Origin of the sequence: Burkholderia territorii (genome assembly GCF_001718335.1) — a bacterium.
Lineage (GTDB): Bacteria > Pseudomonadota > Gammaproteobacteria > Burkholderiales > Burkholderiaceae > Burkholderia > Burkholderia territorii.
Genome location: NZ_CP013365.1, coordinates 468,279 through 494,359, shown reverse-complemented (window position 1 = coordinate 494,359; position 26,081 = coordinate 468,279). Strand labels below are relative to the sequence as shown.

Annotated in this window: 22 protein-coding genes; 9 read left to right on the top strand and 13 right to left on the bottom strand. The window is 66.9% G+C overall.

Translation table 11 applies throughout. The features are described from left to right. The first annotated feature begins 25 nt into the window (after positions 1–25). Positions 26–316, top strand: a complete 291-nt coding sequence (gene catC, locus WS51_RS02315; protein ID WP_059448784.1) for a muconolactone Delta-isomerase — start codon at positions 26–28, stop codon at positions 314–316. A 138-nt stretch (positions 317–454) separates the two neighbouring features. Here the strand turns inward: catC and WS51_RS02310 are convergent, their stop codons facing one another. Next, a complete protein-coding gene (locus WS51_RS02310; RefSeq protein WP_059503701.1) occupies positions 455–1,240 on the bottom strand; it encodes an NAD(P)H-dependent oxidoreductase in 786 nt (261 codons plus the stop codon). A gap of 86 nt (positions 1,241–1,326) precedes the next feature. Here WS51_RS02310 and WS51_RS02305 point away from each other — a divergent pair, with 86 nt between their 5' ends. Together WS51_RS02305 and WS51_RS02300 are read left to right on the top strand one after the other, a co-directional pair. After that, complete coding sequence (locus WS51_RS02305) at positions 1,327–2,220, top strand: LysR family transcriptional regulator (protein ID WP_069228541.1); 894 nt, start codon at positions 1,327–1,329, stop codon at positions 2,218–2,220. A 154-nt stretch (positions 2,221–2,374) separates the two neighbouring features. Continuing rightward, complete coding sequence (locus WS51_RS02300; protein ID WP_059448787.1) at positions 2,375–2,779, top strand: DUF2471 family protein; 405 nt, start codon at positions 2,375–2,377, stop codon at positions 2,777–2,779. Between the two features lie 196 nt (positions 2,780–2,975). Here the strand turns inward: WS51_RS02300 and WS51_RS02295 are convergent, their stop codons facing one another. Further along, the gene (locus WS51_RS02295; protein WP_069228540.1) at positions 2,976–5,009 is read right to left on the bottom strand and encodes an NADPH-dependent 2,4-dienoyl-CoA reductase; all 2,034 of its coding nucleotides are present in this window, start codon (positions 5,007–5,009) and stop codon (positions 2,976–2,978) included. A 76-nt stretch (positions 5,010–5,085) separates the two neighbouring features. Here WS51_RS02295 and WS51_RS02290 point away from each other — a divergent pair, with 76 nt between their 5' ends. Continuing rightward, positions 5,086–6,171, top strand: a complete 1,086-nt coding sequence (locus WS51_RS02290; protein ID WP_069228539.1) for an AraC family transcriptional regulator — start codon at positions 5,086–5,088, stop codon at positions 6,169–6,171. A 244-nt stretch (positions 6,172–6,415) separates the two neighbouring features. Here WS51_RS02290 and WS51_RS02285 read toward each other — a convergent pair whose 3' ends face one another. The 3 genes from WS51_RS02285 to WS51_RS02275 all read right to left on the bottom strand — a co-directional run bounded on the left by WS51_RS02285 (position 6,416) and on the right by WS51_RS02275 (position 8,601). Beyond that, on the bottom strand, positions 6,416–6,865 hold the full coding sequence (locus WS51_RS02285; protein ID WP_060338324.1) for an aconitase X swivel domain-containing protein: 450 nt from the start codon (positions 6,863–6,865) through the stop codon (positions 6,416–6,418). Then, positions 6,858–8,105: an aconitase X gene (locus tag WS51_RS02280; RefSeq protein ID WP_059503712.1), complete on the bottom strand. Its 1,248-nt coding sequence runs from the start codon at positions 8,103–8,105 to the stop codon at positions 6,858–6,860. The genes WS51_RS02285 and WS51_RS02280 overlap by 8 nt, the downstream gene beginning before the upstream one ends. Before the next feature lie 67 nt (positions 8,106–8,172). Next, a complete protein-coding gene (locus WS51_RS02275) occupies positions 8,173–8,601 on the bottom strand; it encodes a MarR family winged helix-turn-helix transcriptional regulator (protein ID WP_060021941.1) in 429 nt (142 codons plus the stop codon). A 109-nt stretch (positions 8,602–8,710) separates the two neighbouring features. Between WS51_RS02275 and WS51_RS02270 the strand changes: the two genes are divergently transcribed. The 5 genes from WS51_RS02270 (at position 8,711) to WS51_RS02250 (ending at position 14,413) form a co-directional block, all read left to right on the top strand. After that, entirely contained in the window at positions 8,711–9,631 is a 921-nt protein-coding gene (locus tag WS51_RS02270; protein WP_059542794.1) for a LysR family transcriptional regulator, read from the top strand. A gap of 107 nt (positions 9,632–9,738) precedes the next feature. After that, positions 9,739–10,170: a MarR family winged helix-turn-helix transcriptional regulator gene (locus WS51_RS02265; protein ID WP_059503719.1), complete on the top strand. Its 432-nt coding sequence runs from the start codon at positions 9,739–9,741 to the stop codon at positions 10,168–10,170. Positions 10,171–10,268: 98 nt separating this feature from the next. Then, positions 10,269–11,360, top strand: coding sequence for an HlyD family secretion protein (locus tag WS51_RS02260; RefSeq protein WP_060348054.1), 1,092 nt, complete (start codon positions 10,269–10,271; stop codon positions 11,358–11,360). Between the two features lie 13 nt (positions 11,361–11,373). After that, on the top strand, positions 11,374–12,948 hold the full coding sequence (locus WS51_RS02255) for a DHA2 family efflux MFS transporter permease subunit (protein ID WP_059448796.1): 1,575 nt from the start codon (positions 11,374–11,376) through the stop codon (positions 12,946–12,948). Positions 12,949–12,964: 16 nt separating this feature from the next. Next, positions 12,965–14,413 (top strand): efflux transporter outer membrane subunit, encoded by a 1,449-nt coding sequence (locus WS51_RS02250; RefSeq protein ID WP_069228538.1) that lies wholly within the window; start codon positions 12,965–12,967, stop codon positions 14,411–14,413. A gap of 63 nt (positions 14,414–14,476) precedes the next feature. Here the strand turns inward: WS51_RS02250 and WS51_RS02245 are convergent, their stop codons facing one another. From WS51_RS02245 to WS51_RS02210, 8 genes are all read right to left on the bottom strand, one after another. Beyond that, complete coding sequence (locus WS51_RS02245) at positions 14,477–14,887, bottom strand: NlpC/P60 family protein (protein ID WP_059448824.1); 411 nt, start codon at positions 14,885–14,887, stop codon at positions 14,477–14,479. A 158-nt stretch (positions 14,888–15,045) separates the two neighbouring features. Beyond that, on the bottom strand, positions 15,046–16,863 hold the full coding sequence (gene glmS, locus WS51_RS02240) for a glutamine--fructose-6-phosphate transaminase (isomerizing) (protein ID WP_069228537.1): 1,818 nt from the start codon (positions 16,861–16,863) through the stop codon (positions 15,046–15,048). 47 nt (positions 16,864–16,910) lie between these two features. Then, the gene (locus WS51_RS02235) at positions 16,911–17,999 is read right to left on the bottom strand and encodes a hypothetical protein (RefSeq protein ID WP_069228536.1); all 1,089 of its coding nucleotides are present in this window, start codon (positions 17,997–17,999) and stop codon (positions 16,911–16,913) included. 92 nt (positions 18,000–18,091) lie between these two features. Then, complete coding sequence (locus WS51_RS02230; protein WP_069228535.1) at positions 18,092–20,260, bottom strand: polysaccharide deacetylase family protein; 2,169 nt, start codon at positions 20,258–20,260, stop codon at positions 18,092–18,094. Positions 20,261–20,539: 279 nt separating this feature from the next. Then, the gene (locus tag WS51_RS02225; protein ID WP_059542802.1) at positions 20,540–21,328 is read right to left on the bottom strand and encodes a hypothetical protein; all 789 of its coding nucleotides are present in this window, start codon (positions 21,326–21,328) and stop codon (positions 20,540–20,542) included. A gap of 14 nt (positions 21,329–21,342) precedes the next feature. Continuing rightward, positions 21,343–22,359, bottom strand: coding sequence for a YaiO family outer membrane beta-barrel protein (locus WS51_RS02220; RefSeq protein ID WP_069228534.1), 1,017 nt, complete (start codon positions 22,357–22,359; stop codon positions 21,343–21,345). A gap of 11 nt (positions 22,360–22,370) precedes the next feature. After that, entirely contained in the window at positions 22,371–23,366 is a 996-nt protein-coding gene (locus WS51_RS02215) for a bactofilin family protein (protein ID WP_059868501.1), read from the bottom strand. Between the two features lie 3 nt (positions 23,367–23,369). After that, positions 23,370–24,905: a glycosyltransferase family 2 protein gene (locus tag WS51_RS02210; RefSeq protein WP_069228533.1), complete on the bottom strand. Its 1,536-nt coding sequence runs from the start codon at positions 24,903–24,905 to the stop codon at positions 23,370–23,372. Positions 24,906–26,081: the final 1,176 nt, after the last annotated feature.

The following is a 26,081-nucleotide window of genomic DNA, read 5'->3' as shown; positions in this document are numbered from 1 at the left end:
GAATCGACAACGCAAGGAGTGCAGGATGCTGTTTCATGTGGAAATGACCGTCCGCCTGCCGGCGGACATGGATCCGGTCAAGGCGGCCACGCTGAAGGCCGAAGAGAAGGCGATGTGCCAGCGGCTGATGAACGAAGGAGTCTGGCGGCATCTGTGGCGGATCGCGGGTCAGTATGCGAACGTCAGTATTTTCGACGTGGAAAGCGTGCAGCAACTGCATGATGTGTTGAGTCAGTTGCCGCTGTTTCCGTATATGGAGATGGAGGTGCGGGCGCTGTGCCGGCATCCGTCTTCGGTGCGGGAGGATGATCGGTAAGTGAACGCGAAGCGCGGCATTGTCTGACGGCCGCGAAGAGCACGACGCGGGCGGCCGGCGATGTTCTCGCCGATCGCCCGTATCGTTTTGCAGCGGTCGATCCTGGTATCGCCCCGCATTACGACGACGCAGCGGCAATCACCGCTCGTGCGCGAGATGCGCCGCGAACCCCGCCGTCCCCGGCGCGATATCCGCCTTCAGCGTCAGCGCCGGAATGTCGTAATCGCCCGCGTTCTGCCGGCGGAACGGAATCGGCTTCGTGGTCCACAGTTCGTCGAGACGCTTGCCGAGCGCCGCACACGTTGCCTCGAAGCGCGCGTCGTCCATCCGGTGCGTCCGGTAGATCACGAACGGCGGCAGCACGTCGAATCCCGGGTAATAGAGGATCCCGTGCTGAATCGGAAACAGCACGTCGTCGATCGGCCCGTTGATGCCGCGTGCGCTGTAATGCGATTCCCAGCCGCCCGCCGTGACGACGATCATCGCGCGCTTGCCCGCCAGCGAACCTTCGCCGTAACGGTCGCCCCAGTGCAGATCGGAATGTTCGCCGACGCCGTATGCAAAACCATACGCATACACGCGCTCGACCCACCCTTTCATGATCGCCGGCATCGAAAACCACCACAACGGAAACTGCAGGATCACCGCGTCGGCCCACTTCAGTTTCTCCTGCTCGCGCGCGATGTCTTCGCTTTGCGTGCCCGTCTCGAACGCGTGCTTCGAATCGAGCGATGGATCGAAACGCGCGCCCGGCATGTGATCGGTCACGTCGTTCGCATCGAACGCGGCCTTCCAGTTCATCGCGTACAAATCCGTCACCTGCACGCGGTGCCCCGCCGCTTCGAGATGCTCGACGGCAAAGTCGCGCAGCGCGCCGTTCAGCGAACGCGGTTCCGGATGGGCATAGACGATCAACACATTCATGTTCGGCACTCCGTCGATTGAATGACTGCAGGATGCCGTCGCCGACGGTATATTGGAAATGAATTTCCAATATTTCAGGTATAGCCGTGAATAATCTCAGACGACTGGATCTGAACCTGCTGGTCACGCTCGACGTGCTGCTCGCCGAGCACAACGTCACGCGGGCAGCCGAAAAACTCAACATGTCGCAGCCGTCGGTCAGCGTGCAGTTGCAGAAACTGCGCGATCTGTTCGGCGATCCGCTGTTGCTGCCGGGGCCGCGCGGCATGCGGCCGACCGCGCGCGCGGAAACGCTGCGCGAGCCGCTGCGGGACGCACTCGACGTTCTCGAACGCGCGGTGCTGACAGCCACGCCGTTCGATCCGGCAACCGCGACGAATACATGGCGCGTGGCCGCGACCGACTATGGCGAATCGACGATCGTGATGCCCGCGTTGAACACGCTGCGCGCGGCCGCCCCGGCGACGCGCCTTGCCGTGGTCGAGCTCGTGCCGCCGCGCATCGAACACGATGCGGAGCGCAACGGTATCGACCTGGCCTTCCACACGACGGAAGGTTCGCCGGAAGGGATGCGGCGCCTGCCGCTGTTCGTCGAGCGCTACGTGCTCGTCGGCCGCGCCGGTCATCCGAAGCTCAAGCGGCGCCCCACGCTCGCACAGTTCGGCGCGCTGGAACACGTGATCGTGTCGCCCGACGGCGGCGGCTTCGTCGGCGTAACGGACGAGGCACTCGCGAAAGCAGGCGCCGTACGACGCGTCGTGCTGTCGGTTCCGCATTTCCTGTTCGTAAGGTCGGCCGTCGCCAGCACGGATCTCGTCGCGATGTTGCCCGAGCGCCTCGTGCGCGGTTCGCCCGCGTTGCGCGTGGTGGAAGCGCCCGTCCATGTGCCCGGCTATGAAATGTCGATGCTGTGGCACGAGCGCGTGCACCGCGATCCGGCGCATCGGTGGCTACGGGAGACGATCGCGGCGTCGGTGTAAGCCGTTCGCGAATGCCGTGCGGGACGCGGTGCCGCCGGGCACACATGCATTCAGGACTTGAAACCGCCTCGGACACTGTATATATTTACAGTGCTTTTGCACCATTTGACCCGAATTCCGTCATCCACGACGGACGGACTTTTGTGAGGCGACCATGTTCCAGTCATCCGCATTCGATCCCGAGCAACCCGGCTTCAACCCCGTCCACTTCGAGCGTGCCGCGCAGCGGGCGGTCATCGATCTGCAGCGTGTCGTCGGCGGCCCCGCCCAACGCGCGCTCGGCCTGCGCCGCCGCACCCATCCGGCCGCCGCCCGCACGATGTCCTGGCAGGCATTGCTGAACGTCGAGGAACTCGCGTTCTCCAATGCCGGCTTCCTGAGCCGGAACGATCCGAGGGTCGTCGACGCGTTCATCCGCCTGCGTGACAGCCGGCTCGTCGCGGCGGATGTCGAAGAGCCGGTCGACTGGCGTCGCGACGACGACGACCTGCCGGCCGTCTACCTGATCGTCAAGGCGATGCTGGAAGCGGAAGAGGAAGAACGGGCCGAGGCGGCCTGACGTACGCCGCCGGTGGCGCATGGCGTCCTGCCGGTATCGCGTCGCCATGTTGCATGGCGACGCGCCGCATTCCTTCACGGTCGCCCGCATGCGCCGGCATGTCGCGCGAATCATCAGGCGGGAAGTCGCGAGCCGTCGCGCGGGCAGACCACCGCCGCGCGATGCACGCCGCCTTCGCCACCCGGAACGACGCTCGTTACAGCCGCGCCGCGAGCCGCGAGCCCTGATCGATCGCACGCTTCGCATCGAGCTCGGCCGCCAGTTCCGCGCCGCCGATCAGATGCACCGAGCGGCCGGCTGCCTGCAACGGTTCCAGCAGCGCGCGCTGCGGCTCCTGCCCGGTGCACAGCACGATCGTGTCGACTTCGATCAACTCATGATCGGTGCGCTGCTCGCCGTACGACACGTGCAGCCCGCGCGCATCGATCTGTTCGTAATTCACGCCGCCGATCATCTTCACCTGCTTCATCTTCAGCGTCGCGCGGTGAATCCAGCCAGTCGTCTTGCCGAGCCCCTTGCCGAGCGGCGCGGCCTTGCGCTGCAGCAGCGTCACTTCGCGGGCGGGCGCGGCGACCTGCGCGCGCGTCACGCCGCCGCGCGTCGCGGCCGGATCGGTCACGCCCCACTCGGCTTTCCACTCCTCCAGATCGAGCGTGGGCGACTCGCCGCCCTGCACCAGATATTCGGCGACGTCGAAGCCGATGCCACCTGCGCCGACCACCGCGACACGCCGTCCAACCGGCTGCCCGCCGGCCAGCACGTCGATGTAGCTGAGCACGTTCGGCCCGTCCTGGCCGGGAATCTTCGGGTCGCGCGGCGCCACGCCGGTCGCCAGCACGATCTCGTCGTAGCCGCCCGCGATCAGCTCGCTCGCATCGACGCGGCGGTTCAGGTGCAGGTTCACGCCGGTCAACTCGACCTGCCGGCCGAAATAACGCAGCGCTTCGTGGAACTCCTCCTTGCCCGGAATCCGCTTCGCCATGTTGAACTGGCCGCCGATCTCCGCCGCGGCGTCGAACAAGTCGACGTGGTGGCCGCGCTGCGCGAGCACCGTCGAGCACGCGAGCCCGGCCGGCCCCGCGCCGACCACCGCGATGCGCTTCGGCTGCTGCACGCGCACATAGGTCAGCTCGGTCTCGTGGCACGCGCGCGGGTTCAGCAGGCATGACGCGATCTTGTTCTTGAACGCGTGGTCGAGACACGCCTGATTGCAGCCGATGCAGGTGTTGATCTCGTCTGCCCGGCCCTGCGCGGCCTTGACGACGAACTCGGCATCCGCAAGCAGCGGGCGCGCCATCGACACCATGTCCGCACAGCCGTCCGCGAGAATCTGCTCGGCCACCTCGGGCCGGTTGATCCGGTTGGTCGTCACGAGCGGGATGCCGACCTCGCCCTTCATCTTCTTCGTCACCCACGCGAACGCGCCGCGCGGCACCGACGTCGCAATCGTCGGCACGCGCGCCTCGTGCCAGCCGATCCCGGTATTGATGATGGTCGCGCCCGCGCGTTCGACGGCCTTCGCGAGCTGCACGGTCTCGCTCCAGTCGCTGCCGTCGGGAATCAGGTCGAGCATCGACAGCCGGTAGATCAGGATGAAGTCGCGCCCGACCGCCTCGCGCGTGCGTTCGACGATCTCGATCGGCAGGCGGATCCGGTTTTCGTACGAACCGCCCCACTGGTCGTCGCGCTTGTTCGTATGCATCGAGATGAACTGGTTGATGAGGTAGCCCTCGGAGCCCATGATCTCGACGCCGTCGTAGCCGGCCTCGCGCGCGAGTTGCGCGCAGCGGACGAATGCGCGGATCTGCCGCTCGACGCCGCGCGCGCTGAGTTCGTGCGGCGCGAACGGCGAGATCGGCGACTTGATCTTCGACGGCGCAACCGCGAACGGGTGGTAGCCGTAACGGCCGGTATGCAGGATCTGCAGCGCGATCTTGCCGTCGTCGGCATGCACGGCGTCGGTAATCACGCGATGGCGCCGAGCGCCGGCCGACGTCATCAGCGTGCCGCCGAACGGCTTGGTCCAGCCGGCCACGTTCGGCGCGAAGCCGCCGGTCACGATCAGGCCGACGCCGCCGCGCGCGCGTTCGGCGAAATACTCGGCGAGCCGCGGCAGCGTCTTGCGGCTGTCCTCGAGGCCCGTGTGCATCGAGCCCATCAGCACCCGATTCTTCAGCGTGGTGAAGCCGAGATCGAGCGGCGCGAGCAGGTGGGGAAAGGAGATCGTCATGATGATTCTGCCGGTTAGCGATGAGCGTCATCGTAGGCCGCGCGCCACCTTGAACGTGAGGGGGCAAACAGCCATAATGCTTGTCATTTCCGGCCAAATCGACATGACTTCCCCGTCACGCAAGGACCACCTCGGGCTACGCCGGCCGACGATTCCGGTCGCCTATACGCGCCTGCTGCTGCAGGCGCTGGCCGCACGCGGCATCGATCCGGCCGCCGTGCGCGCGGGCACCGGGCTGCGCGATGCCGTGTTGGCCGAGCCGGACGCGCGTGTCGCGCCGTCGCAATGGGGGCGGCTCGTGCTCAATGCGATCGAGATCGGCGGCGATCCGGGCATCGGGCTCGCGTTCGGGCTGCTGCTGAAGCCGACCGTGCACGGCTTCCTCGGTTATGCGACGCTGACCGCGCGGGACATCCGCGAAGCACTGGTCGTCACGCAGCGCTACTTCCGGATGCGCAACCGCCAGTATCGACTGACCTACGCGGAGGACGAACGCGGCGCGACGCTCGAACTGCACGGCGTGCAGGCGAGCCCGGTGCTGCAGCATCACGTGATGTTCGAGTTCGTGCTGACGGGGCTTGCGCAGAACATCTCGCAGTGGTCCGGGCGCGCGTCGCCGCCAATCGCGCTGCGCTTCGCGTGGCAGGAGCCGGATTACTTCGCGCGTTATCGCGATCAGTTGCCGCCGGTGGAATTCGGCTGCGCGGCGAATGCGCTGTGGATTGCGCACGACGTGCTGGACTGGCCGCTGCCGCTCGCCGACGAAGTCGCGCACCGGCAAGCGCTCGTGCAGGTCGAGCGCGAGTATGCGCAGGTGCGTCAGGATGAAGGCGATCTCGTCGAGCGCGTGCGCGCGGAACTGGCGCGAACGGCCGGCAACTATTCCAGTCCGGAGGCACTCGCCGACGCGCTGCTCGTGTCGACGCGCACGTTGCGGCGCCGGCTCGAGGAAGCCGGGTCGAGCTACCGGCAACTGCTCGACGAAGCGCGGTTTCGCGATGCGAAGCAGTTGTTGTCGGCATCGGACCTCGACCTGAAGACGATCGCCGAGCGGCTGCAGTTCACCGACCCGGCCAATTTCACGCGCGCGTTCCGGCGCTGGGCCGGGCAGACGCCGAGCGCTTATCGGGAAGCGTCAGGCGGTGATACGACGCACGAATGACCGGAAAAGGCGGACGACACGACGCGCCCGGTTGGTGTTTCATCATTCGACGGAACCACGATCGGCCGCTTCGTACCGGGCAAGATCCGGCCTTCGGCATTCAGTCAGATTCCGTGGCCCGAAATCCGGCGGCCCGGATAATCCGGCGGCAAGCGCGACATGCATGTCGCCGGAGCGCGCTGTCGCTCGCGAACGAAGACGTACCGCACCTTCGCTTCGTCAAACGCGGCGAGCACACGACACGTCAGCCGCCGACATCGATCCACGCGCCGCCGTCGCCCGCGCCAGCGTCGATCCGCACGTCGCCCGTCGCGGCGATGATCGCGTCGTACACCTGATCAGTCACACACACCACCGGCACCGCGATCGCATACAGCTCGGCCGCGACGATCGCGCCGATCGAGATGATCAGGTCGCGCTCCTTCAGTACGATCCCGACCGGCCCCGTGCCGTTGCGCACGGCTTCCGCGAGCACGCTGCTGCTCGAGCTCGAGCCCTTCGCATGCGGCATCACCATGATCCGGCCGGCCAGGCTCGCGCCCGCCTGCGGATGCCCGCGATCGACGATCCGCCCCGCGCCCGAATCGTAGCCGCCCCAGAAGCTGAGCGGCTTGTCGAGCACGATCGTCTGCGCACATGCGCTGCCCGGCACGAGCGTGTCGCCCGTCAGCTTTCTCGCCATTGCTTCAGTCATCGAATCGCACCTTTCCTTCGAATGCGGAACGCACGCACTCGCGCATGCTGCCGTACGCCACGGTGACGCCTATATTCGCGGGCGCATACGATGCCCACTTCCCCGAGTTCGTCATCACCAGGCCCGACAGCTGTTTCATCACCGGCGTGATGTACGTGCACGTGTCGACGACGATCTGGATGCCGCGCGCATCGAACTTGCTGGCAAGCCCGAGCTCGCCCAGCTCCCACAGGATGAAGCGGCTCGTGTTCACGTAGAAATCGCACTTCGGCTTGCCGTCGAACTGGTCGAGCAGCGCGTCGAGCGTGCGGAATTCGGCCAGCGAGAAATGCGGCGTGCCGAGCGCGACCGCGACGAGCGCATCGCCGGCCGCGCCGTGGTTCAACGTGCGGCGGATCTCGTCGAGATCCGCCATCGAGACGTCGACGGTGCGCTGCGCCGCCTGCCCGTGCAACGCGGCGTCGAGCGTCGGCGCCTCGGGCGTCACGCCGACCGCATGGAACAGCGCGACGGCCCCGCTCGAGGCGGCGGCTGCGCCGAGCGCCTTGAGCTCGTCCTCGGTGGTGTCCGCCGGCAATCCGACGATTGCCGGCACGGTCGCGCCCGCGATCCGGCCGATCAGCAACCCGAGCGCCGCGAAATAGATGTCGCGCGACGGCCGGCCGCCGAAGTCCGGCGCGTTGAACACGATCCGCGCCGCACGATTCGATTCGACGTGCAGCCCCGCGTACGGCGCGCGTCCGGTGATCGCGGCGGCCAGGTCGAGAAAGTCGCCGTAGCGGCTCGTGCGCGCGCCGAGCACCGAATTGGCGAACACGATCGCATTGGATTCGGCCCACGCGATCTGCTCGCCCACGCGCGGACGATTCTTCAGCTGATACGGCGCGCATGTGAAGCTCGACTCGCAGCCGAGCTGCAGGTGCGCATCCATCAGACGTTGCGCGTCGCGCTGGATCGTGCGGTCGCCGTGATACAGCTCGGGATGGATCAGGTCGAGCGACCCGACGTTCAGCGTGGTCGGCACGGCGACCCGCGCGCCGGTGTCGACGAAATATTCGACGAAGTCGAGGCTGGTTCGGCCGTGGTAAAGACAGCCGTCGATATGCGCGGACGTGATGTCGATCAGATGCGGCGCCGACATGACGTCGGCCGTGCGCGCGACGATTCGCATCGCGCGCGCGACGCCATCGCCGAATGCGCCGCGCAACATCGCGTCGTCGCGCTCGCTCAACTGCAGCATGGAGGGTGCTCCTCGTGTCTCGTCCGGTGGATCCGGATCGCTTTTGTCATACTACCGCGCGTCGCGCCTAGCGCTGCGCCGTGACGCTGAACAGCTCGTCGCGCAGCGCCTTCGCGCGGTCGCGGCCGAACTGCGTCTCGAACTCGTCCTGCGCGGCCTGCCACGCGACTTTCGCCTGCGCGTAGGTGCGCTCGCCGAGCTTCGTCAAGCTAAGCGCATGGGCGCGCGCGTCATGCTCCGACGCGGTCGCGGCAACGAACCCGTCGCGCTGCAGCGGCTTCAGCGCGCGCAACAGCGTCGTGCGATCCATCACCAGCGTGTCGGCGAGCTCGCTCATCAACAGGCCCGGCCGACGCGACAGGTTCGCCATGATCGAGAACTGCGCGGGCGTGACGCCCGCCGGGGCCAGATGCCGCTCGTAAAGTTGCGTGACGAAACGCGCTGCCTGGCGCAGCGCGAGGCAATTGCAGGCCTGGGAGATCTGGATATCGTTCATGAACGGCAATTTATATGTGCATATGCATAAAGTCAATGTACACTCCGCCGTAACATGGCCGGGTCGGCCGCGTGCATCAGCGCCCCGCCATCGCCTCGAGGAGACGGACATGGACTACATCGACAAGCTGCGGATCTTCCGGTCGGTGGTGGAAATGCGCAGCTTCACGCGCGCCGCCGACATGCACGGCCTCGCGCGGCCGGTCGTGTCGCGGGCGGTCGCGGATCTGGAGGCGCGCTTCGGCAGTCGCCTGCTGCACCGGACCACACGCCAGGTCTCGCTGACCGAAACCGCCGAGCGCATCTACGAGCGTTGCGCGGCGGTGCTCGACGAACTCGACTCGCTGGAGGCGCAGGCGCAGTCGCACACGCGCGAGCCCGAGGGGCTGCTGCGCCTCGTCGCGCACACGACGGCCGCGCTGAACCGGCTGGTGCCGCTGATCGCCGGATTCAAGGCCGCGTATCCGAAGGTGCGCCTCGACGTCACGCTGACCGAGCGCCCGGTCGACCTCGTCGGCGAAGGCTACGACATCGGCATCATCGTGCCGTACATGCTGACGAACGAGACGACCGTCGTGCGCCTGATCGAGCGCATTCCGGTGGTGATCGTCGCGACGCCCGCGTATTTGCGCGCGCATCCGCGGCCCGACACGCCGGCCGACCTCGCCGGTCATGCGTTCGTGCCGATGTCGCCGTCGCTGCGCCGGCCCGCGCTGTCGTTCCGCGTCGACGGCGACATACTGACCGTGCCGTTGACCTTCGACATCTCGTCGAACAGCCCCGTCTTCAACCGCGAAATGGTGATGCACGACTTCGGCATCGGTGTCGTACCGAGAACGCTCGTCGAAGCCGAGCTCGCGTCGGGCGCGCTCGTGCAGTTGCTCGACGGCGCCGACCTCGTCGACGCGTTCGTGGAGATCAAGCTCGCTTACGCGAACCGCGCGCTGATGCCGGCGAAGGTCAAGGCGTTCATCGACTACACGGCCGCATACGCCGACCGCGAAGGCGGGATTGTTCCGGCCGCTGCGTGATCCAGCGCGAAAGCGCGCCGTTCCATCGTCGATTGGTACAGCCACGGCACCAATCTGATCCCGTCCTGCCCCTCGCTTCGGGCCGCTCCGCCGCCTAACATGTGCACATGCACAAGACGACGCTTACCGATGACGATTGCTTCGCGGTCCGGCAAGCCGCCCGGCGAATCTCGCAGTTCTACGAGCGCTACCTGTCGCGGGCGGGCGTCACCCCGTCGCAGTACAGCATTCTCGCGCTGCTGCGGGAGCGCCCGGGCCAGACGATGGCGACGCTGTCGGCGATGCTGGTGATCGAGCGCACCGCGTTGTTGCGCGCGCTCAAGCCGCTGGTCGGCGCGGCGCTGGTCGCGGGCCGGATCGAGCCGCGTTGCCGCCGCCAGACGTTCGCGCTGACCGCGCTCGGCGAGACGAAGATCGCCGACGCGCAAGTGCACTGGCTCGCCGCGCAGGAAGCGTTCGAGCAGCGGTTCGGGTCGGCGCAGGCCGCCCGCCTCAGAGACGAATTGTTCCGGATTACCCACAACCTTCCGGAACGCTAGGCGCCCTTCCCGTCGACAACGGGTTCGCAAACGTGCCTTTCCCCGATCGGCGACGCGTCGTCGGTCGTTTCAATAAGTGCATATACATAGGTGATTCGATGGAAACGACCCAAACCGCTGCCTCGCGTGAGGCAGCCACGACAGACCGGCCAGCGGCGCAGCGACGCCGCGTGCCGTGGATGCGGATCGCGGTGGGCGCCGTCGTCGTCGTGGTCGCGGCCGCGGCGCTCGACTGGCTGTTCGTGCTGCGCTTCCAGGAAAGCACCGACGATGCGTACGTCGGCGGTGACGTCACGGTGCTCGCGCCGAAGGTGAGCGGCTTCGTCGACAGGATTCTCGTGACCGACAACCAGCGCGTGAAGGCCGGCGACGTGCTCGTGCGGCTCGATGCGCGCGACTACGATGCGAAGCTCGCGCAGGCGAGCGCCGAAGTCGACAGCGCGCGCGCCGCGGTGCTCGAACTCGAAGCGAAGCAGCAACTTCAATACGCGGTGATCGGCCAGCATGCCGCGGACAGGAACGCGTCGTCGGCGGAGCTCACGCGTGCGTCGTCCGACCGCGTGCGCTACCGCGAGCTCGTGAAATCCGATGCGGTGTCGAATCAGATCGTCGAACGCGCGGACGCCGATTATTCGAAGGCCGATGCGGCCGTCGCACGCAGCGACGCCGCGCTGCTCGCATCGAAGCGGCAGCTCGACGTGCTCGGCGCACAGCTCGCGGATGCACGGGCCCGCGTGAACACGGCGCTCGCCGCGCAACGCGTCGCGGCGCTCAACGTCGAGTACACGACGATTCGCTCGCCGGTCGACGGTTATGTCGGCAACCGCACGGGCCGCGTCGGGATGCTCGCGAACGTGGGCGTGCCGCTGCTGACGGTCGTGCCGGTGTCCGGGCTGTGGATCGACGCGAACTTCAAGGAAGACCAGCTGCGCAAGATGCGCGCGGGCGATCGCGTCGACGTCGCGCTCGACGCGTCGAACGTGCGCCTGCACGGCCGCGTCGACAGCCTGGCGCCCGCGACCGGTGCGACCTTCAGCGTGCTGCCGCCCGAGAACGCGACCGGCAACTTCACGAAGATCGTCCAGCGCGTGCCGGTGCGCGTGCATCTCGATCCGCAGCCGGGCATCGAGCAGGTGCTGCGTCCGGGTCTGTCCGCGGTCGTGACCGTGCACACCGACCACGCGAACTGAACGGGAGCCTGCGATGACCACCGCGTTTTCCGGCGACCCCGCGTCGCAACCGACAAAGCAGCGCGTCTTCGCGTTCGCGCTGATGTGCGTCGGCTTCTTCATGGCGACGCTCGACATCCAGATCGTCGCGTCGTCGCTGCGCGACATCGGCGGCGGCCTGTCCGCGAGCCAGGACGAGCTGTCGTGGGTGCAGACGGCCTACCTGATCGCCGAGATCATCGTGATCCCGATGTCGGGCTGGTTGTCGAAGGTGATGTCGACGCGCTGGCTGTTCGTCGCGTCGGCCGTCGGCTTCACGATCACCAGCATGCTGTGCGGGCTCGCGTGGGACATCAATTCGATGATCCTGTTCCGCGGCCTGCAGGGCGCGCTCGGCGCCGCGATGATCCCGACCGTGTTCACGACCGCATTCGTGCTGTTTCCGGGCAAGCAGCGGCTGATTGCGTCGACGACGATCGGCGCGCTCGCGTCGCTCGCGCCGGCGATCGGGCCGGTGATCGGCGGCTGGATCACCGATCAATGGTCGTGGCACTGGTTGTTCTACCTGAACCTCGTGCCGGGCATCGTGGTAGCCGCGCTGGTGCCGCGCTACGTGCACATCGACGAACCGGACCTGAGCCTCGTCAAACGCGGCGACTATCTCGGCATCGCGCTGATGTCGGGCTTCCTCGGCTGCCTCGAATACGTGCTGGAGGAAGGCCCGCGCAAGAACTGGTTCAGCGACGATGCGATCGTCATCTGCGCATGGATCTCCGGCATCTGCGGCTTCCTGTTCATCGTGCATGCGCTGACCGCGAAGGACCCGATCGTCGACCTGCGCGCGCTCGCCGTGCGCAACTTCGGGATCGGCAGCCTGCTGTCGTTCGTGACGGGCATCGGGATCTTCGTGACGGTGTTCCTGACACCGCTGTTCCTCGCGCAGGTGCGTGCGTTCAGCTCGCTGCAGATCGGCATCGCGCTGCTGTCGGTCGGCGCGTTCCAGCTGCTCGCGCTCTGCGCGTATGCGTTCGCCGCGCGCTACGTCAGCATGCGCGCGTTGCTCGTGTTCGGGCTCGTCTGCTTCGGCCTCGGCTGCTACCTGTACACGCCGATCACGCACGACTGGGGCTGGCGCGAACTGCTGCTGCCGCAGGCGCTGCGCGGCATCGGCCAGCAGTTCAGCGTGCCGCCGATCGTCACGATGGCACTGGGCTCGCTGCCGCAGTCGCGGCTGAAATCGGCGAGCGGCCTGTTCAACCTGATGCGCAACCTCGGCGGCGCGATCGGCATCGCGGTGAGCGCGACGATGCTCAACGACCGGCTGAACTTCCACTACCTGCGTCTGAACGAGCACGTGAGCGCCGGCGAACCGCAGGTCGCGTCGCTGCTCGACCGGCAGGCCGCGTACTGGAGCGCGGTAGCCGGCAACACGCTGGATACCGCGCAGGCCGGCCTCGCGAACCTGCACCGCCTGATCTATCGCGAAGCGCTGACGCTTACCTACGCGGATGCGTACTACGCGCTGTCGCTGTGCTTCGTGGTCGCGCTGGTCGCCGTCGCGTTTTCCCGTCCCATCACCCTGAACGCGCCGCCGCCGGACGCGCACTGACGCCAAGGTCATCATCATGAAAAAGCTACTCGTCGCGCTGGCCGTCAGCGCATTCGCCGCCGGCTGCGCGGTACAGCCCGCGCAGCATCCCGCGCTCCAGGATTCAGTTCGATCGCTCGCGCCAGCCGCATGGGACTCCGACGTGCCGCATGCGGACATCGACGCCGCCGCGTGGTGGGCGCAGTTCAACGATCCCGTGCTCGACCGCTTGATCGCGACCGTGCTCGACGGCAACCTCGATCTGCAAGCCGCTGCCGAGCGCGTGAAGCAGGCGCAGGCGCTGACCGTGCAGAAGCGCGCGGTGTTGCTGCCGGAACTCGACGCGACCGCCCGTGCGTCCGACGCGCGCCAGAACACGCCGCCGCCGCTCGGCTATGTGCGGCAGGCGGGCGCCGGACTCGCGCTGAGCTGGTCGCCCGACGTATTCGGCGGCGAACGGCTCGACCTGCTGGCCGCGCAGGCCGAACTGGTCGGGCAACAGCACGCGGAAGACGCGATGCGGCTCGCGCTCGCGGCCGATGCGGCGTCGGCCTATGTCGATCTGCGCTGGGCGCAGCAGGAACTGACGATCCTGCAGGACAACGCGGCGATCCGCCGGCATGCGCTCGAACTTACGCGCAAGCGGGAGGCGTTCGGGCTGTCGACGGAACTCGACGTCACGCGCGCGCAAAACCAGCTCGATGCGCTCGAAGCGCGGATTCCGCCGACGCGCGCGCAGATCGCGCATCAGCTCAACCTGATCGCCGTGTATTCGGGCCGCACGCCGGAGTCGATCGACCGGCTCCTGCTTGCGCAGGCCGGCGCGATTCCGGCGCCGCCTGCCGGGTCGCCCGCCACGTTGCCGTCGCAGGCGCTGCTGCGCCGGCCGGATGTGCTCGCCGCTTATGCACAGGTCGAGCGGCGCGCGGCGCAGGTCGGCGTCGCGAAGGCGGAGCGGTATCCGAAGTTCTCGCTGAACCTGACGGACGGGATTCTGGCCGCATCGTATCTCGGGTTGCCGACGCTGACCGACAATCTGTTCAGCGCGGCGCTGAGTGCGACGAGCCCGATTTTCAATGCCGGACGAATCACCGCCGACATCACGCAAAGCGAAAGCCGGATGCGCGAATCCGAGCTCGGGTTGCGGCAGACGATGCTGCAGGCGCTGCGGGAAGTCGAGGACGCGCGTGCGAACCTCGTCAGCAGCGATGAAGCGACGCGCCGGCTCGACAGCGCGCTTGCCGCGTCGGACAAGGCGCTCGGACTCGCGAACCAGCTCTACAAGGGCGGCGCGACGGATTTTCTGGACGTGCTGTCGGCGCAGGAAGTGTATTTGCGGGATTCGGACGCGCTCAATCAGGTCAGGCGCGAGCATGCGCTGGCGGCAGTCGCGTTGTATCGGTCGCTCGGCGGCGGGTGGAGCAGGAACGATGCGGCAGGTGAAGCGCAGGCGGTGGCCGTCGCGGCCCCCGCCGCGCGGGATTGACCGCGGTCGCCCCTGGACGGCGGCGCCGTCGTCCCCGCACCGGATGCCGCGCGTGCGCCGCGATCAGCCCGCGTCCGGCCACCGGTATCCGATCACCTCGCTTGCCGGATACGCAAGTTCGCGCACCTCTTCGAGTTGATTGCCGCCGAACAGGTACACATGCTCGTCGTCGTGACGCAGATAGAACCCGACATGCCCCTTCCAGCTCGCGGGGTCGTCGCGCGTCAGGATCGCGATGCAGCCGTACACCGGACGCTCCAGCGGCCGCCCCCAGTCGAGCCACGAACGCGCGAGCGCCGACCCGGTGCCACGAATGCCGGCATGCGTCATGCACCAGTTGACGAACGACGAGCACCAGGAAATCTTGTCGTCGTAGCCGACGAGATTCGTGTGGTTGTTGTATTCGACGATGCGCGGATTGATGCTGCCGGGCGGGAAGCGGCGAATGCCCAGCTCGGCGAGTGCGATGGCCATCCACGGCGGATGGCCGGCTTGCGGGTTGCTCGCGGGGTTCGATCGGGTCACGACGGTCTCGGGTGCGGTGGTCGGAACGGGTCGTCAATCTTCGCACGAATGCGGAAGATTTTTTCGACTTCGTTCGGGCCTGCCGTTCCGAAACCGCCCCTTTCCCGTCACTCCACAGTCACCGATTTCGCGAGATTCCTCGGCTTGTCGATATCCGCGCCGCGCAGGCAGGCCGCGTGATACGCAAGCAGTTGCAACGGCACGACATGCAGTATCGGCGACAGCAGCCCGTAGTAATCCGGCATTCGCAACACCGACACGCCTTCACCGTTGTCGATCCGCGTATCGGCATCCGCGAATACGTACAGCTGCCCGCCGCGCGCGCGTACTTCCTGCATGTTCGACTTGAGCTTCTCGAGCAGCGCGTCGTTCGGCGCGATCGTCGCGACCGGCATCGCGTGCGTCACGAGCGCGAGCGGCCCGTGCTTCAGCTCGCCGGCCGGATACGCTTCCGCGTGGATATACGAAATCTCCTTCAGCTTCAGCGCGCCTTCGAGCGCGATCGGGTAATGCAGCCCGCGCCCGAGGAACAGCGCGTTTTCGTGCCGCGAGAATTCCGCGGCCCAGCGCTCGATCTGCGGTTCGAGCGCGAGCACGTCCTCGAGCGCGCCGGGCAGCCGCCGCAACTGCGTCGTATAGCGCGCGAGCTGCGCATCGTCGACGTAGCCGCGCAGCCGGCCGAGCGTCACGGCCAAGATGAACAGCGCGACGAGCTGCGTCGTGAACGCCTTGGTCGACGCGACGCCGATTTCCGGGCCGGCGCGCGTCAGGAACCGCAGGCTCGTCTGCCGCATCATCGCGCTGGTCGGCACGTTGCAGATCGCCAGCGTATCGATGTGGCCGAGCGCCTGTGCATACTTGAGCGCGGCGAGCGTGTCGGCGGTCTCGCCGGATTGCGACACGCTGACCACGAGCGTGTTCGGCAGCGCAAGCGCGTCGCTGTAACGGTATTCGCTCGCGATCTCGACCTGCGCGGGCAGGCGCGCGATCGTCTCGAGCCAGCGGCGCGCGGTCAGGCCGGAATAGTGACTCGTGCCGCACGCGAGAATCAGCACATTGTCGATCTGTTCGAACGCGCGCGCGGCGTCCGGGCCGAATATCGCCGGGTCGAACAAGCCCGCATCCGGAATCGTCGCGGCCACGGCCCGCGGCTGCTCGAAAATTTCCTTCTGCATGAAATGCCGGTAAGGCCCGAGCTCGACCACGGCCTGCGCCGACGACACGGTCTGGACCGGGCGCTCGACCGGCGTGCCGCCGCGTTCGAGGATGCGCACGCCGCCCGGCGTCAATTCGACGATATCGCCTTCCTCGAGAAAGATGAAGCGATCGGTGATGCCGGCGAGCGCGAGTGCGTCGGATGCGAGAAAACATTCGTCATCCTTCAGGCCGACGACGAGCGGCGAGCCGACCCGCGCGCCGATCAGACGCTGCGGCTCATGCTTGCTGAACACCGCGATCGCGTATGCGCCGTGCAGCTGCGACGTCGCATCGCGCACGGCGGCGAGCAAGTCGCCGCGATACTTGCTGTGAATCAGATGGGCGACGACCTCGGTGTCGGTCTGTCCGTCGAACTGGTAATGCTCGTCGGCAAGTTGCCTGCGCAACGTTTCGTGATTCTCGATGATGCCGTTGTGCACGAGCGCGATTTCGTCGCGCGAGAAGATCGGATGCGCATTGCAGGTCGCGGGCGCGCCGTGCGTGGCCCATCGGGTGTGCGCGATGCCGGTGCTGCCGGACAGCCCGGCGCTGCGCACGTGCGCGTCGAGATCTGCAACGCGCGACACGCTGCGCTCGCGGCGCGCCTGGCCGTCGACGACGGTCGCCACGCCGCATGAATCGTAGCCGCGATATTCGAGGCGGCGCAAACCTTCAATCAGAACCGGAACGATGTTCCGTTGCGCGACCGCGCCGACGATGCCACACATGACACGTCTCCTTCCCTGTTTCCGTTCCTCGACCAGGCGCCGTCGTGTCAGCGCGACCCGCTCACCGTTACCTCCGCCGTCGTGAACCCGCATGTGGCGGGCGCAAGCGGGTCGGCCATCCGGCTTTCGAATGCCAGGTACAACGCCTCCTCCAGTACGTTCCAGTGCGCGCCATGACGGTACGGGCCCGAGCGCGCATACCAGCAGGCGACGGTGCCCCAGTCGTTCATCTTGAATGCGACCAGCGCGATCAGCCCCCACGGAAAATCGGAGCCGGCCAGTTGCATCCACGTCCTGCCGTACTTCTGCATCCACTGCGCATAAATCGTCTCGTTCGACTGATCGGGCACCTGGATGCCGGACAGGATCGGGAAGATCTGCGCGACTTTCGCCGGATAGAAGCTCGTGTCACTGATCTTCTGCGTGCTTGCGCGAAAGCCGGATTGCGTGCCGCGCCAGAACACCTTGACGATCGCGGACGACAGCCGGTCGGCGCGCTGGCTCCACGGCCCCGCACGCGCGTAATCGCCGCGTCGCACGTAATACGCGGCGAGCGCCTGGAACGCGCTGTGCACCTCGACGTTGTCCATCAGCAGCGCGACATGCAGCGTCGACGAGATCTGATAGACGCCGCTCGCCTTGTCGAGCAACGTGTCCAGGTGCGCGCCCGCGCGGTTAAGGCTCAGTTCCCAGGAAGTCGGCATCCCGTCGGGAGGCGCAAAACGCGCGAGCAGCTCGATCCAGGTCGCCATCATCGCGTCGTCCGCATCGGCTTCCGCGCACGATGCAGCCACCCCTGCCTTCACGCAGTAACGGTCGAAGCCGCCGTCGAGACGCTGGCGCGGCAACACCCATGCGATCCACGCAAGCGCGGCCTGGCGGGCGTCCATCCGGGTGTCGGCGGCGGCAAGCAGCGCCTTCGCCGCGAAATATGGATCGATGCCGGCGCCGTTCAGGCGTACGGTAATCGCGCCGTCCGGGCGTTGATACAGCCCGTTCAGCTGAAGTTCCGCGGCGCCCGCGTGCGTCATGGCGCAGCACGCGGCGACGCAGCAGGCAACGCGCCATGCATGGCACAACCTGACAAGGGCCGCCACGCACGCGCGTGCGGCCGGGAAAAGCGCGGGCCGGTTCATGATCGGGGGCTCCTGCGCGGTAGTCCTGCGCAATTCCCGCCGGGCGCGGCGTTGGCCGCGTCGCGCGCCGGCGAGTGGTTCGACGTTGCGGGTCAGTGCACCTTGGCGCTGGTGAACTTCAGGCTGGTGCCGCTGTTCGCGGTCACGAGCCAGTACGTCGAGTCGGTGATACTCACGCTGCCACTGCCTTGCGTGATGATCGGCAACCCATACGCTGCCTTCGGCAGCAGCCACGTCATGTTCGTCAGGCTCGTCGGGTGGCTGGCGGAGAATGCCCAGCCGCTACCCGTGTCGGTGGCCGACCACGTGACGTTCAGGCGCGCCCGGTCGAAGGTCGTTATATCGGTCATCGTGTACCAGCGGAACTGCCCGGTCAGCTTCAGCGTATTGGCTTGCGAGAAGATCGCGGACAGCGTCGACGTATAGGACGACGCGCCGAGCGGGTGCGCGTAGATCAGGCGGCTCGTGCGGTTCGCGACGACGAAGTTCATCAGCGCGGCGTACCAGTTGTTCACGTCGGTCGTCGGCACCGCGTATTGCTGGAACTCCTCGAACGTCGCGTACTTGCCGAACGGCATCACGGGGTAAGCCCACAGGCCCGGGTTCAGCATCGCGCCGTTGCGGTATGCGCGGGTCGGTGCCGAGCCGGTATGACCGGTGAAGTAGTACCCGTTGAAGCCATTGCTTTCGAGCCAGTTCACCGACCAGGTCGGCGTGTTGCCTTCCGGTGCCGCGTACTCGACATCCGGCAGGCCGGTCGCGGCCTGGACCGCCTGATGGTTCATCACGAGGTACTGCGTGAACGTGCTCGCGTTGGTTTCACTCGCATTCGCGCCCCAGTAGTCGTGGATCCAGCCGCCGTGACTGCCGACGTGCTGGCCCTTGCTCACGAAATACTTCACGAGATTCTGCGCGGTCGGGTTGTTCGCGAGATTGATGCCGTTGCCGTCGCCGAACGTCGCTTCGTCGGGGCCGGCGGTAATCACGAGCGAGAACGGTCCGTTGTTCCACACGCCGAGGCTCTTCAGGTAGAGCGCCGGCTGGATCTGGTCGCCCGCGCAGAAGTGCCAGTTGAACACGAGGCCGGCCTGCGCCTTCGGCAGCGGCGACAGCGACGGCAGGTTCAGCATCTGCGTGCCGAAATAATGCAGGTAGCCGTGGATCAGCATGCCGTCGGTCTGGCCGTCGAGGTAGGCGAGCGGCAAGTTGACGAACAGCACGCCGCCGTTGCCGTACGGGTTGTAGCCCGACACCAGCCCGAACGTCGGCGACGTCAGGATCGTCGTGCCGGAATACGTGCCCTGCGTGACGAAGCTCGGGTAGGTCAGGAAGCCGTACACGTAGCCGGAGATGCCTTCGAGCGTGTCGGTCGTGGTCGCCAGCGTGGACGCAAGCGTGTTGGCCGTCTTGCCGGTCGCGGTGCTCAGCAGCGAGCCGGCGCTATACGTGGTCGTCTTCTTCAGTTTGCCGGTGACGGTGCCGGTCAGCTTCGGGAGTGTCTGGCTCAGCACGCCGCTGCCCGTGGGAGGCGTCGTGTACTGGAACCACGCATTGTGGTTGTAATTCGCGAGGCCGCCCGGGTTCGACGGGCTGGCGGCCAGGAACAGCGCGCTGCCCGACGTCGCTGTCGATGTCGATGTCGACGCCGACGTCGTCGACGAGCCGGAGCTGCTCGTCGACGCAAGCGAGGTCGTAGGGCTGGCGGCCGTGGTCGCCGAAGTCGTCGTCCATGCCATCGACTTGCCGGGGGGCACCTGCAGCGTGCGCAGCCAGCTGCTCATGCCCGTCACGTTGCCAAGGCCGATCATGTTGCCGCCGTATTGGTCGTACAACACGTAATCGACACCGACCATGTTGCTGAAACGAGACTTCGGGCTCACATAGAAGCCGGCGGAATTCAGTACGCCGAAATCGTAGACAAGCATCACCTTGCCGCCGTTCAGCGCGTAGTTCTGGATCGCCGTCACGAGCGCGTCGGCGGCCGTCGTATGAACCTGATCCGGCAGGATCAGGCCCGGATACTGCGACAGCGAAGCGCCGGCGGCCATGAACTGGCTGTCGGTCATGACCGTGATCTGCAACCCCTCTTCCTGTGCCGTATCGAGCCACGCGGACACGCGGGAATCAGGCAGCGTCAGCGTGTCGGGCACCAACAGCAGAAGCTGGTTGGTGGCTGCTTGAACGCCGCCCGGACTGAATGCGAACGCCAGCGCGAATAGCGCTAACAGGATCCGCAAGAACTTGCCTGACTTTGCCAACATGGTGTGCTCCTCGCTTAAGGAATGGGTGGCGCCACAGCAGCGATGAGCGCGCCGCCAGCTCGGCCCACCTTGCCCGGTAGATGTGTGCGGCTGCCCAGTTCGTCGAGCATCGAACGACGCGGGCCAGCGGCGGCCGGGCCGTTTTCTTCGTCGAAAAGGAATCGATGCGACACGGACGGAGAAGCGAACAACGTGCCATTGGCTCCGGAAGCCCTGTCGTGCTCGCTCCGTGCGTCGCGTGCCGTGCGGTGCGGCGAAAAACGCGGCCGAATCGTTTCATCACTGATACGGCGGCGTTTCGCGCGAATCGTCGGACGGATTCGTCAGCGAACCGGGCCAGCTCGCGCAGTAGGTGTAGAGCGTGACGAGCAGGCCGATCAGCAGCGGGCCGCCGAGCAGGAAATAGCAGAACGGCAGGAACAGCAACGAACCATGATGGATGACGGCCGCATGCAGCAGCATCACGAACGGCAGTGCGAACACGAAGTAGCCAAGCACGAGGAGCGAAGCGCCGAGCTTTTGCAGCGGCGTGAAATCGAGCGGATAGTAAAGCGCCGCCATCACCAGCGGAATCAGCGTAATGGCCGCGCCGTGCAGCACGAACATGTCGCGCAGATGCAGCATCGGCACGTACGGGAATGCACCCGGCGCGAGCCAGAAATACGCGCAGATCAGCAGCTGCGTGAAGCTCGCGATACGTAACAGATATGCAACGGGCAACCAGTTCGCACGCCGGAAGAACGACGCGGCGAAGCCGGCCGCGCACAGCGCGGCGGTCACGGCCAGCTGCGTCCCGCTCGGCATCCGGGCGGCGAGGTCGATCGACAGCAGCGGGACGCGCGGCGCATCGGGCGGGTAGCCGATCACGATTACGTGCAGTGCCGGATCGATCTCGTGCGCGCCCCACGCCATGACCGCACGCCAGTAGCGCCACGCGAGCGGCAGACCGAGCCACAGCGACGCATAGAGCATCGGCGTGAGCAAGACGATCGACATCAGCCAGCGCTGCGGATGCGGGTGGGTCCGCAGAGAACGGTCGACGGCTGGACGGACGGGATGCGTCTGCATGGCGCCCGTTCCCGTTACCAGCGATAGAACACGCTCAGCTCGCCGCCGACCCGTGAATAGTAGGGGTTATGGTAATAGTCGAACTCGACCTGCGTGCCCCACTTGCGCGTGAACCAGTAGCGCCATTTCGCGATCACCTCGTGACTGCGGAAATCGGCGATCTGAGCACCGGATCCGGTGACCTGGTACGCCTCGCGGCCGAACCCGCCACGCAGCACGATCACGCTCTTCCCGACCTCGCCGTAGGTGACGGCGCCGTAGTATTGCGGCGCCTTCACCGAGCCCGGCGAATCGACCGTATAGTTCGTCCCCGCCTCGAAGATCCACTTCGGCAGCGCATACCAGATCAAGCCGGCGTGATACAGCTGATCCCGGTGGCCGCTGCGGTTCCATGCATAGCCAGCGCCCAGCGACACGATCAGCGACCGGTTGGACAGCAGCTTGCGATTGATCGAGAGATCGACGCGCGCGCTCGGCAGGATCGTCCCTGACGTGGTGCCGGAAAAACCGATGCCGCCGAACCAGTCCGGTCCGACGTCCTGCACATACGTCAGTGCGCCGAGCTGCGTGTTTTCGCCGAAGCGATGCAGTTGCGCCAGCTCGCCGAGTAGCGTGCGGCCGCCGTCCTGATAGACGCCGCGCACGTGCACGCCGTACCAGTCGCCATACCCGTGCGTCAGGTGCGCGCTGGACACGCCGAGCGACATCTCCGCATGCGGTTCGCTCGGCGCCTGCACGTGCGCGATCACGGCATCGGGCAACGGCGGCCGGTTCGTATCGTCAGGCGAGAATTCGGCGAGCTGCGTGCCGTCCGGCAAACCGTCGGCGGACACGCGCACGAACGCGGGCGCGTCGAGGGTGCGCGGCACGATGACGGGCGCGGCGGCGTCGGGGGACGGAGCGGGCGCCGGCACGCCGGCATCATCCGGCTGCGCCGCGCGCACCGGCAGCGGGCCGACGGCAACGCCGCACAGCACCGCCAGTGCGGCGACCTGTGCGCGCGAGCCGCGCCGGCGGGAACGATCGGACATGGAGGCGCTCCTTAACGGGATGCGTGGAACCAGCCGCTGCGGCATGCGACGAGATCGCCGTGCACGCACGCGTGGCCGACGACCGAGACATCGCGCGCGCACGCGCTGACAGGATGGCCGGCTGCGCCGATGCGCGCGCCGGTCAGGCGCAGCAGGCCCCCGGCCGACACGACGCCGTCGATGCAGCTGCCGCTGGCAAGCAGCACGTCGTCCCGCGCGAACACCGAACCGTGCAGCAATGCGTGGCGCTCGAGCTCGACGCGATGCGCCTTGACGCTGCCGCGCAACACGCAGCCGTCGCCGAGCACCAGGGTGCCGTCCACGACGAGGTTGCCCTGCACGACCGTATGTGCGGGCAGACGCACGTCGCAGGGCAGCAGATAGCGCCCGTGCACGTAGCGATGCGGCATTCTGGAAAAGTGGCGCGTCAGCGAGATCGCGCGGCGCGGTGCGACCGCCGCATCGTCTGCCGGCGGCACCGGCGCGTTGCCGAAAACGATCGGCTCGCCGTACAGGCACGCGAAGCCGCCGGCGCCGTGCAGGTGCACCATCCCGCCCACCACCACGCCACGCAGCACCGCGCTGTCGACGTCGATATGCGGCGCGTGCGCGAGCATGCCGATCGTCGCGCCGGCATGAACGTCGATGCGCTGCTCGGCGAACGCATACGTCGCCCGCGCGCCGCGATCGAGCGCGATCGTGCGATCCGCATACAGCACGTCGTCGCAATGCGCGTCGCGCACGATGCGGATCTCGTCGTCATGCCGCACCACGAGCCCGAGCGCGTGCCACGGCGGCTGCGCGGACGAATCGGCCGGCCGCGCTGCGCCCGCGTGCACGCGCAGCGCATCGCGCCAGCGCGCGGCGAGCAGCGCCTGGTCGACGAACGGCCCGTCGCCGATCGGCAGCGCCGCCACGTCGCTGCGCCGGATCAACTCGTGCAGCAGCGGCAGGAACGGCAGGCTCAGCACGCCAGCCACCGGCACCATCACATTGAAGGTCGTCATCGTTCACCGTCCCGGTTTCAGTTGCCGGCGAAAACGCTCGGTCTTGTCCCATTTCAGTTCGCGGCGCAACGCGGCGTCGAGCACGAGCCCCCAAAGCGCAGAGACCACGGCCGCGATCGTCACGCAAAAGCCGACCACGTTGACCGGCACCAGCCGCAGGCGCGTCGCGCGACCGTCGAGCCGCGCGGCGACGACGATTTCGAAGAACACGCCGAAGTTGCCGAAAGTGCTGAACGCGAACAGTGCGAACAGCGAAACGATCAGACCGAGCGTCGTCGAGTTGACGCCGTTGAGCAGATAGAGCGTGATCGCGGTGCCCCACGCGATCGAGAGCAGCGCGGGCATCAGGAACACGCCGAGCAGCAGTGCGCCGTCCAGCCGGCAGCGCCGCGAGATCAGCGGATTGCGCAATACCGGGCCGAGATAGCGCAGCAGCGTCTGGTTGTGCCCCTTCGCCCAGCGCGTCAGTTGCCGCGCGCGCACCGCCCAGCGCTCGGGCACTTCCTCATAGCATTCCGCGTGGTTCAGATACACCGTGCGCCAGTCGCTCAACAGCAGCCGATAGGTCATGTCGGTATCCTCGGCGAGCATGTCGTCGCACCAGCCGCCGACCGCATCGAGCGCGCTCTTGCGGATGCCGCCGACCGTGCCGCCGTACTGCGGCACGAGGTTCAGGTTGTTGCGCGCCTGCTGGTTGACCTGATAGCCACCCGCGCGCTCGAGATCGAGCAACCGCGCGAGCAGGTTGCTGTCGGCGTTCTGCGGCACGACGCGGCCCATCACCGCGCCGACTTCGGGATCGAAGAACGGCGCGACGAGTTCCTTCAACAATCCGGGACGCGGCAGGTAATCGGCATCGAACACCACCATGATGTCGCCGCGGATGAAGCGCAACGCGTCCTTCAGCGCGGCCGCCTTGCCGGGCTTGCCGCTCTCGCGGTGAAACGGCTTGATGAGCTCGGGGGCGAGCGCCCGCACTTCGTCGATCAGTGCGCGCGTGTTGTCGGTCGAGCGGTCGTTGACCGGAATGATCGTCAGCCGGTCGCGCGGATAGGTCGTCGCGAGCAGGGCCATCAGGCAATCGACGACGACCGCTTCTTCGTTGTGCGCGGCGACGAATACAGTGAGCCGCGGCCAATCGCCGTGGGTAACCGCCCGATAAGGCGCGCGCTGCGGCTTGAACAGACGGTCGAGACTGAACACGTAATGCCGCGCCGCATAGACGCAAGTCAGGAGCGTGAACAGCCACAGGTACGCGACACAGGGGACGAGCAGCACATCGGGATCGAACGCCACCGGTGCGGTATCGGCCGGCGCCGTTTCGAGCAGCGCGTCCGCTTCGGTCGGCGCGCGCACCGCGCGCGGCGCGGCCCCGGCATAGGCGGCGCTACGTTCGGCCGCGCCGGCAGCGGGCACGCCGATGCGCACCGCCTCGGCGAACGGGCGCGATGCGGTGTCGTGCACGACCTGCGAGCAGGCCAGCACGATCAACAGCAGGATGCCTTCGACGCAGAGCGACACCGTCCGACGGTTCTTCATGTCCTGGCCCCCGAGCCGGCGACGACGGCGGCCGTGCGTTCGTGCCCGGGCCGTGAATCGCGCCGATGTGAATGGGAAGCGGCCGCACGTTCGTCGTGCAAGTGCGAACGTTTTCCTCGCCGGACGAAAGTGCGGTGCCGCTTCCCGGATTCGTTGCTTTGGCGTCCCGGTTCGCAGGCTGTCGTTGGAACATGTCGGAACGCACGTGTCCGCCGAGAACAAGCAAGCGGCGAGCCATCGGCCGCCGTGCCCCGTGCGGCAAGGGCTCGCGTTCAGGCAGCGGGCACGGCCGGAGCGGCGGCCGGGCGTTTTTGATTCACCGGCGAATCAGCTTTTGGCACTGCATGGGCCATCGGCATCGCGATCCGTTCGCGTTGCGCGGCGAATCGTCTGTTCATCGCACGAGTGCTGCGTCGCGCGATGCGGCTTCGAGACGCGGTCAGTCGCGAATCGCCATCGCGCTGACCACGGCCGGGCAAGGTGCACGCCATCGCTGCGGTGCGCGCCGGAAGGCCATCGTGCGGGCCCGCCCGCCGCATTCGGGCCGCGCGTTACAGATACGCAACATTTCCGGCCTGTCGGCTCGGGCAGCGCTGACGATACGGTGCGACGGACGAATCATTCGTCCGTGATCCGATGCGGACCATTGGCGACACACCTTTCATTGCCCAGACGAAATTCGCATAGCGAAGCGATTCAAAGCGCTTCGAAAGATGGACGCCGTTCGAGGGGCAGTCGACGCTCGAGCCGCACCGCGATTCTTCGAATGACGCAGTCAGACCGCCCCGCGCGAATGGTCGCCCGTTTATCTGTATCGCGCCGCTTCACCAATGCGGCGTCCGTAGCAGTTGTGAAACGTTCCGCAACGAACCGCGCGTGCCGCGCGAATCGGAGCCGGACGCACGGGCCGCTGGTTTGAATATTGCTGTATCGAAAGCGGGATCACCTTCCCGGTGCGACGGCGTGCGGCAACGCGAATCGTGTGACGCAAGGACGTGGCGATCGACACAGTGAGGAACGCTCATGACGTGACGCGATGGAACAGATGCAAGGGGACGACCGTAGTCCGACGATTGCGCGGCGGAGACCGCGCGGACAAGAACGGTGCGCTCGCCCGCCCCTGCGCTGAATGTCGCGCGGCCGACGCCGGCCGGCGCGGCCGCATGAGAGGACGGG